We start from the raw sequence: 7,174 nt of genomic DNA, 5'->3' as shown, positions 1-7,174 counted from the left end.
CCAACCCCCACAACCCCGTACCCAACCCCACCACCTGGACCGACCCCTGGGGACTCACCCCCCAAGAATACAAAAAACCAGCACAAACACTAAAGTATTGGTCCAGGGGAGAATTTCACGGGACTCGAGTTTACAAAAGAGATGATCTTATAGATCCTGCCATGATAGACGAAAAAGGTCGCTCAAACATCCAACGCATGAAACATGGGCGAGCCCCACTGGGCCAAGATGGAAAAACGGTAAATTTACATCACATGCTTCAAACGCCAGATGGTCCAATTGCAGAAATTTCCCAAACGATGCATCAAGCAAATAGTCGTGTAATTCACATCTTTCCCAACACAACCCCTTCCAGCATCAATAGAGCACATTTCGGCTCATGGAGAAGGGCATACTGGAGGAACCGCTCTGAATCATTCAATTTAGGAGAATCATGAGCCATAAAGATTACATTCGGGCCACCTCAGTGATCCGAGAAAAGATAGAAGACTGCGACCTCGTGGGACCCAGAAATCACGATTTGATTGTTGCCGCTGAGGCAATCCTAGGCTTCACCTTTCCGCGGGACCTTCGTCACTTTATTGCCGAGTTTGGGGCGGGTGATATTGGAGGATCCGAGGTTTATGGAGTCGTCGCGAACCGACCTGATAGCGTGGGCCCCCCCGACGGCGTCAAACTAACCGTCCTAGCCCGCACAGAATGGTCGCTCCCGGCCAATTTTTTTGTACTCTATTTTGACGGCTTTGAGTATTATTATATCATTGATTGCAAGTCATCGGAAGACCCGCCTATTCTGGCATGGTTTCCGGGCGAGGCAGTAAATCCTAAAAAAGAATTTATCACGCATGGTTCATTTGGGGAATTCCTGGAGGAACTCGCTTCTTGGATCGAGGAATAAGGGCGTTATTCACGAGGCATTTCTAGGTCATTCTTGGCTACCAGCCAAGTCGATAGAGCTCGAGTCGGGTGATGACGGCAATGATGTCGGGGAGTTCGGTGAGTCTGCCTCGATAGCCGGTGGCGAGGATTTTCCATTGTTTAAGGTGTCCGATGGCGTGTTCGACATGGCTGCGAATACTGGATATTTCTTTGTTGTAGCGTTTCTCATGGTCGGTTCGCTCTTGTCCTTTCTTCTTTGTGAGCGGCGTTCGTGCTCCATGGACGATGTCAGCGGTGTCTGCGATCCATGGCGTGTGGTTTTCTGCGAGGATCTGTGACCAGCCGGTGAGGTTGAGAGCAGCAGAGTCATGTCGAGCTCCGGGAACCGGTGTGGAGACGTTGCGAGGAGTTGTCCTTCCAAGGTGGAAGCGACCTGGATGCTGACACACTGGCAACGGCGTTTACCGGAGTAGGTGGCTTTGGTGACATCTTGCCCCTGAGCTGGGCGGTTGCCAGTTGGGCTGTATGTGCCGTCGATCAAGATTACTCGGCCATCACTGGCTGCTTGCTGTATGGGGATACCTGTCAAGAGGAGAGCTTCGTCGATGACCGGGAGCATCCTGCGATAGATGCGTGAAGCGGTGGATGGTGAAATATTAAGCAGATCAGCAAGGAACATCTGTGACAGATTGTTCCGTAGGAGTTCCAGGGTGAGGATGACGTGTTCTTTGACGGGCAACCGGTGTCTACTCAAGTCGACTCCCCGGGAGTGAAAAATCTCGGTGACACGCCTGACGAGTTCATCGAGTGCATCGTGATCGAGTCCCGCTGCACGACTGGTACCGCATCGGTCGCTTCCCTGAGAGATGTGAGTCTGCTAACCCAATGATCTCAAAGCGGCAGATGTTTTTATATATGCGTATGGTGACAGGCGTGTATCGATTGTTGCCCGGGGTGCGGGACATGGGTCTCTAACGCCTCGTGAATAACGCCCTTACACCACATACTACAAACTCCAGATGGCCCAATTGCCAAGATATCTCACATAATGCACACTTCAAGTAGGCGAGTTATACATATCTTTGACAATAGCTTCCCATCAAAAATTGACAGAAAAGCTTTTGATTCCTAGCGAAGGGCTTACTGGCGAAATGGAGCACAAAATCCACACGGAGGGGAATAATGAGTCAAGATCAATACCTTCATGCAATCTCCATGGCAATTGAAAATATAGATGACTGCGATCTTGTGGGCCCAAGATGCGAGAATTTAATCGTGAAAGCAGAGGAAACTCTTGGCTTTAAATTCCCTCGCGACCTTCGGCAATTTATTACTGATTTTGGGGCTGGCGCCATAGGGGCATCCGAGGTGTATGGAGTTATTGACAATAACCCTGAGGGGGCAGGTCCACCGGATGGAGTATGGATGACGTTAGATGCACGTACAGGGTGGCCATTGCCTGCAGAATTTTTCGTGCTTTATTTTGATGGTTTCGAGTATTACTATGTCATTGACTGCAAGTCATCGGAAGACCCGCCTATTTTGGCCTGGATTCCCGGTGAAACAAAAAATTCCAAGGAGGCAGTTGTGTCTCACGATTCTTTCGGAGAACTTCTGGAGGAACTGGCTTCTTGGATCAAGGAATAACAAAGGGCGTTATTCACGAGCAATAAGATATAAAATAAGCCGTCACGAGAGGGCCCTGCGACCTGCATATCTTCTGATTTTCCGCAAGAGTAAAAATTCCTCATGAATGACGCCCCCAGCAGCCTGCATTCTTGGCATTATCCAGTATGGGGTGACCTCACTCCATCTCGTCCCGGGGTTATTCACCGACGGCCCTTTCACAGCTCTGTGGTGAGGTTTGATCGTCGTCTTGTTGATCACGGCCTGAACTCTCTCAATCTCAGTTCCCAGTATCGCCCTGACCTGCAGCAACAGCAACACTGACCGCCGTACCGTCGTGTGCACTACACGCCCCGGTCTCGACGACCTTCGCCGTACCAGAAATCAGACGTACCTGAGGTAAATCGGCTCTTCCCAGATGAGGGTGTAGGCATCGTGGATAGCCCCGGGTCTGATGGAGGCTCTCAATCCTGGGAAGGATGATGAGAGTTAGGTAGCACCGAAGAAGTACAGCGTTGAGCTCCAGCAGCGGTCCACGCGGATGGCGACGGACGCACGGAGGGACCCGGAGTCGGCACGTGGGGCGATCAAGCGGGTCGCCGATCAGCTCGGGTTTCGCCTTGAAGCGCTGAGGAACTGGGTTCGGCAGGCAGAGTCGGCAGGCAGAGATCGACGGCGGCGTCCTGCTGGGCACTACGACCGACGACGCACAGCGGCTGGCCGAGCTCGAGCGTGAGGTCCCTGAACTACGCCGGGCCAATGAGATCCTGAAGACGAACGCGGCTTTTTTCGCGGCCGCGAAACTCGACCGCAAGATCAAGTAGAGGTGCCCACCGCGGTGCTGGTCATCGACATCAAGACCGCGCACAAAGCGTCCGATCGAGAGCAGCCCGTCGAGTTCCTCAGCGGCCACCGCGAGTTGGCTGGAGGTGTACTGACTGGGTTCAACCGGTTGTTGCAACGCCTGCTCGCTGCAGTGAGATTAGTTGATCGTTGTAGGCCTCGGCTGGTGTTCGCCATCCCAGGGATTTGCGGGGTCGGGTGTTCAGGGCGTAGGCGACTGCGGCGAGGTCGTGGGCGCGGAACCTCACCGCGCGGCGCAGCGCGGTCTCCACCACATCGGTGTGCAGGTACTCGGAGAAGGCGTACCCGATCACGCTTCGGGAGCAGCGGTCCCGCACCGCGCACAAGTACAGCCAGACCTCCCCGGTGGCCAGATAGGTGAGGTCCGAGGTCCACACCGTGTTCAGGATGCCGCAGTCGAGGTGGCGTCCGAACAGGTCAGGGATGCTGTGCGGCACCTGATCGGGCACGGTGGTGACTGGCCGACACGGCCGCGGGCTGATCCCGCGGATATCGCTTGGCGCATGGATGTGGCGACTGTCTTGCAGGAGACGATCTCACCGTCGGCGCGCAGGTCGGCGGTGATCCCCGGCGTGCCGTTCACGCTGTCGGAGCCGGTGGATCTTGACCAGCAGGTCCACCCTGCACTGTTCCCGGGCCAAAGGCCTAGCATCGCCGCCATCACCACCCACATCACCGCAGGTCAACCCGCCAGATGAAAAGGGCTCATGCCCCCTAGGATCACCCGGCCAGCTCTACGATGAAGACACCGGCTGGATCTACAACCTCCACCGCTACTACGACCCCCACATCACCCGCTACACCACCCCCGACCCCCTCGGCCCAGCAGGCGGAACCAACCCCCACAACCCCGTACCCAACCCCACCACCTGGACCGACCCCTGGGGACTCACCCCCCAAGAATACAAAAAAGCAGTAAGTCCAGGATCGATTAATTACGGTGCTCTTGATAGCTTGGGAAGGCCTACCGGTGTATCTGCATTCTTGACACCAGCTATGGTGGACACCGGATCGCGGGCCGCAAGAAACCTCCCGACTTTGGAGGGAAAGTTGCTGGTCACGCTCGCGGACATCTGCTCGGTAAACAACTTGGTGGATCAGGAAGAGATACTCGCAACCTTGTCACGATGATCCACAATCCAGCCAACAGTCCCGTGATGCGCAGCTTCGAAAACCTGACACGTAAAGCACTCGATGCAGGGCAAGTAATAGATTACTCGGCCACGCCGATCTATGTTGGAACAAATGGAATGCCCATAGGAATCACATTGAGGGCTCAGGGATCTGGGGATTTAAGCTTTCATGTGACTATATTAAATAAAAAGCAATAGCCAACAGGAGGAACTGACTGTGACATTTTTCCTGGATCGGCTCGCCACTCTCATACGACCACCTAGCGACCTTGCCTCAAAGTTCGATTGGATAGCCATTGAGAATCAACTTGGCCATAAACTCCCGTGGGACTATAAGCAAATAGTTGAGATGTACGGACCAGGGGTATTTGACGACTTCCTCTGGATCCTTCAACCATCAAACGTTAATCCAAATATTGATCTATGTCGACAAAGCAGCGAACAGCTCAATGCACTTCGCACGCTACGCGAGGGGGGAGAAGAAGTGCCATTTGAACTGAACATAGGCGATGAACAACTAGCGCCATGGGCCGTCACTGACAATGGCGACATCTGCTACTGGGTTCGATCATCATCACATGATCCTGACCAGTGGATTGTAACTGTCAACGATTCGAGAGAACCTTTATGGATGACATTACCTTTTACCACCGCCGAGTTTCTGTACAAAATACTGTCTCGCAACTTAAGACTTGATATATTTCCCGAGGATTTTCCGTCTCATTCACCAAGATTTACCGAGAATTAGCCTTAGAGCGAAATTCACGAAATTTGGGCGCGAGTTAAAGAGCGCCACTTCGATAAAATATCCGGGGCAAGACGCCAGTATCGATGGATTTATCCATCACCTCAGTCTGATCCGCTACCGAACGCCTACATCACCCGCTACGCCACCCCGACTCCCTCGGCCCAGCAGGCGGAACCAATCCCCAGAACCCCGTCCCCAACCCCACCACCTGGACCGCCCCCTGGGGGCTCACCCCCCAAGAATACAAAAAACCGCAAACAGGATTGTTAATGGCAACCAGTATTCGACAGCTTTAGAAATGAGACCGGAGCCAGGGGACTTTGGTGAATCCCGCCCTGTCCGTTTTAATCGAGCAAATGCGGCGCTGGATAACGCAATCAGCTCGGACTCTAAATTCGCAGAAACATAGACAACCTCAACCCAGGCCCTGGCGCTACAGTCGCACAAGCTGACTCCCGCAAGATCCCCCCTGGATGGATGTGGCACCACGTCCCACCTTCTCAAGCGAGAGGTGAATTAGGCATTATGCGATGAGGCACCAAGGGTGCAGCATCCACCCGGATCAATCTTCTGGGCAGCGCGTCATCCATAGAATAAAGGTGGATACTCAGAGTGGGTGCCCCCTAATGGCGCTCCGTTAAATAGGAAATCAAGATAGCAGATCACAGCACCAAGAGGAGTTCCCATGACTTTCACTTTTACACATATAGACGGATCCATGACAAGCGGTAACCGTGAAGATTTCGCCCTTCTTCTTGACGAACTATCTACTGCAGATGATGAACACCCGGACGTTAGCATTCAACATGAGAGTGGACTGTCGCTGTCAATTCAGACAGGATGGCTTCTCATTGTCGAGGACATAGAAGACGAAAGAATTCAACCCGTCTGGACTAAAACAGATAATAGAAAAACAGTTTTCCAAGTAATGTTAGAGGTGGCGCAAGGTAAATTCATCCCATCTTCAAATGATTGGTCATTGGGATACGGAGAGGGATAAGGGTGTTACTTACGAGGCGCCAGCTGCCCACACCTCGGGGAACATATTTTTTTACAATAGCTTCTCATTGAAAATTGACATGAAAGCTTTTGATTCATAGGGCGTCATTCGCGAGCGATAAGACATAGAACAAACCACCCGCTAGAGGGGTCCGCAACCTGCATGTCTTCTAATTTTCCGCAAGGGTAAAAATCCCTCGTGAATGACGCCCTCAATAGCTTGCATTCTTGGCATAACTCAGCATGGGGTGACTTCACTCCATCTCGTCTCAGGGTTATCCACCGATAGCCATTTTTCAGCTCTGCGGTGAGGCTTGATCATCGTCTTGTTGATTACGGCGTATTCCCTCTCGGCTCTCAGCTCCCAATATCGCCCTGACCTGCAGCAACAGCAGCACTCACCGTCGTACCGTCATCTGCACCACACGCCCCGGTCTCGACAACCTTCGACGTACCAGAGATCAGACGTACCTAAGGTAAACCGCTACACACTAATTCACCTCATAGATGTTGACGACTGCATGCCTTAGCGGGATCCCCATGCCATGTTTCGATCGTGAGCGCAGAGGCCGACGATCTGCTTAATGTATTACAAATAAGCTTCGGCACGCCCCTGTCCGGGTGACTTCTTAATGAAGAAATATGCGCCTTATGGTTCGGGTCAGTATATTCTTCACCCCATGAGTCATCGGTGTCATCGATGTCATCGATGTCATCGTGAAGCTAATCTAGCTCACGCGCTCCAAGTCACGTTGAATCCCTCACCCCGAGGAAAACATCACCTAGGCCCGTCACACCACCCTCTACGGACACCCCCACACCCCACACAACCTCCACACCTGCCCCCTAGGATCACCCGGCCAGCTCTACGATGAAGACACCGGCTGGATCTACAACCTCCACCGCTACTACGACCCCCACATCA

10 protein-coding genes and 1 pseudogene are annotated in these 7,174 nt (G+C 52.9%); 8 read left to right on the top strand and 3 right to left on the bottom strand.

The annotated features are described in order from the left end of the window. Both KEM60_RS16295 and KEM60_RS16290 read left to right on the top strand, forming a co-directional pair. On the top strand, positions 1–437 hold a 437-nt coding region (locus tag KEM60_RS16295; protein WP_219232535.1), incomplete at its 5' end, for an HNH/ENDO VII family nuclease. Next, on the top strand, positions 434–898 hold the full coding sequence (locus tag KEM60_RS16290) for an SMI1/KNR4 family protein (RefSeq protein WP_219232533.1): 465 nt from the start codon (positions 434–436) through the stop codon (positions 896–898). The genes KEM60_RS16295 and KEM60_RS16290, both read left to right, overlap by 4 nt. A 37-nt stretch (positions 899–935) precedes the next feature. On the opposite strand, the gene KEM60_RS16285 is transcribed toward KEM60_RS16290, so the two are convergent. Both KEM60_RS16285 and KEM60_RS17085 read right to left on the bottom strand, forming a co-directional pair. Beyond that, a complete protein-coding gene (locus tag KEM60_RS16285; RefSeq protein WP_219232531.1) occupies positions 936–1,328 on the bottom strand; it encodes a transposase family protein in 393 nt (130 codons plus the stop codon). Between the two features lie 155 nt (positions 1,329–1,483). After that, a pseudogene (locus tag KEM60_RS17085) lies at positions 1,484–1,618 on the bottom strand (transposase family protein); the annotation flags it as partial. Between the two features lie 246 nt (positions 1,619–1,864). Here KEM60_RS17085 and KEM60_RS17080 point away from each other — a divergent pair. Together KEM60_RS17080 and KEM60_RS16270 are read left to right on the top strand one after the other, a co-directional pair. Beyond that, positions 1,865–2,011 carry an HNH/ENDO VII family nuclease gene (locus tag KEM60_RS17080; protein WP_219232537.1) on the top strand — a complete coding sequence of 49 codons (147 nt, stop codon included), beginning with the start codon at positions 1,865–1,867 and terminating at the stop codon, positions 2,009–2,011. A gap of 50 nt (positions 2,012–2,061) precedes the next feature. Continuing rightward, the gene (locus tag KEM60_RS16270; protein ID WP_370626395.1) at positions 2,062–2,526 is read left to right on the top strand and encodes an SMI1/KNR4 family protein; all 465 of its coding nucleotides are present in this window, start codon (positions 2,062–2,064) and stop codon (positions 2,524–2,526) included. Between the two features lie 923 nt (positions 2,527–3,449). Here KEM60_RS16270 and KEM60_RS17075 read toward each other — a convergent pair. Next, on the bottom strand, positions 3,450–3,746 hold the full coding sequence (locus tag KEM60_RS17075; RefSeq protein WP_370626397.1) for a DDE-type integrase/transposase/recombinase: 297 nt from the start codon (positions 3,744–3,746) through the stop codon (positions 3,450–3,452). 226 nt (positions 3,747–3,972) lie between these two features. Here KEM60_RS17075 and KEM60_RS16260 point away from each other — a divergent pair, with 226 nt between their 5' ends. From KEM60_RS16260 to KEM60_RS16250, 4 genes are all read left to right on the top strand, one after another. Next, positions 3,973–4,500 carry an RHS repeat-associated core domain-containing protein gene (locus tag KEM60_RS16260; RefSeq protein ID WP_219232527.1) on the top strand — a complete coding sequence of 176 codons (528 nt, stop codon included), beginning with the start codon at positions 3,973–3,975 and terminating at the stop codon, positions 4,498–4,500. Then, positions 4,443–4,700 carry a DNA/RNA non-specific endonuclease gene (locus KEM60_RS17070; RefSeq protein WP_370626396.1) on the top strand — a complete coding sequence of 86 codons (258 nt, stop codon included), beginning with the start codon at positions 4,443–4,445 and terminating at the stop codon, positions 4,698–4,700. Before KEM60_RS16260 ends, KEM60_RS17070 begins: the two co-directional genes overlap by 58 nt. A gap of 19 nt (positions 4,701–4,719) precedes the next feature. Next, positions 4,720–5,250 carry an SMI1/KNR4 family protein gene (locus tag KEM60_RS16255; RefSeq protein ID WP_219232525.1) on the top strand — a complete coding sequence of 177 codons (531 nt, stop codon included), beginning with the start codon at positions 4,720–4,722 and terminating at the stop codon, positions 5,248–5,250. A 685-nt stretch (positions 5,251–5,935) separates the two neighbouring features. Further along, positions 5,936–6,250: a hypothetical protein gene (locus tag KEM60_RS16250; protein ID WP_219232523.1), complete on the top strand. Its 315-nt coding sequence runs from the start codon at positions 5,936–5,938 to the stop codon at positions 6,248–6,250. Positions 6,251–7,174 lie beyond the last annotated feature (924 nt).

It is taken from the genome of Austwickia sp. TVS 96-490-7B, assembly GCF_019331795.1.
In the GTDB taxonomy this organism is placed as follows: domain Bacteria; phylum Actinomycetota; class Actinomycetes; order Actinomycetales; family Dermatophilaceae; genus Austwickia.
Note: the sequence above shows the minus strand (reverse complement) of the source record. Positions and strands in the feature narration are given on the sequence as shown.

What these genes read in the sequence shown, in the direction of transcription:
- KEM60_RS16290 (WP_219232533.1), top strand. Translation starts at nt 434, where the DNA reads ATGAGCCATAAAGATTACATTCGGGCCACCTCAGTGATCCGAGAAAAG.
- KEM60_RS16270 (WP_370626395.1), top strand. Translation starts at nt 2,062, where the DNA reads ATGAGTCAAGATCAATACCTTCATGCAATCTCCATGGCAATTGAAAAT.
- KEM60_RS16250 (WP_219232523.1), top strand. Translation starts at nt 5,936, where the DNA reads ATGACTTTCACTTTTACACATATAGACGGATCCATGACAAGCGGTAAC.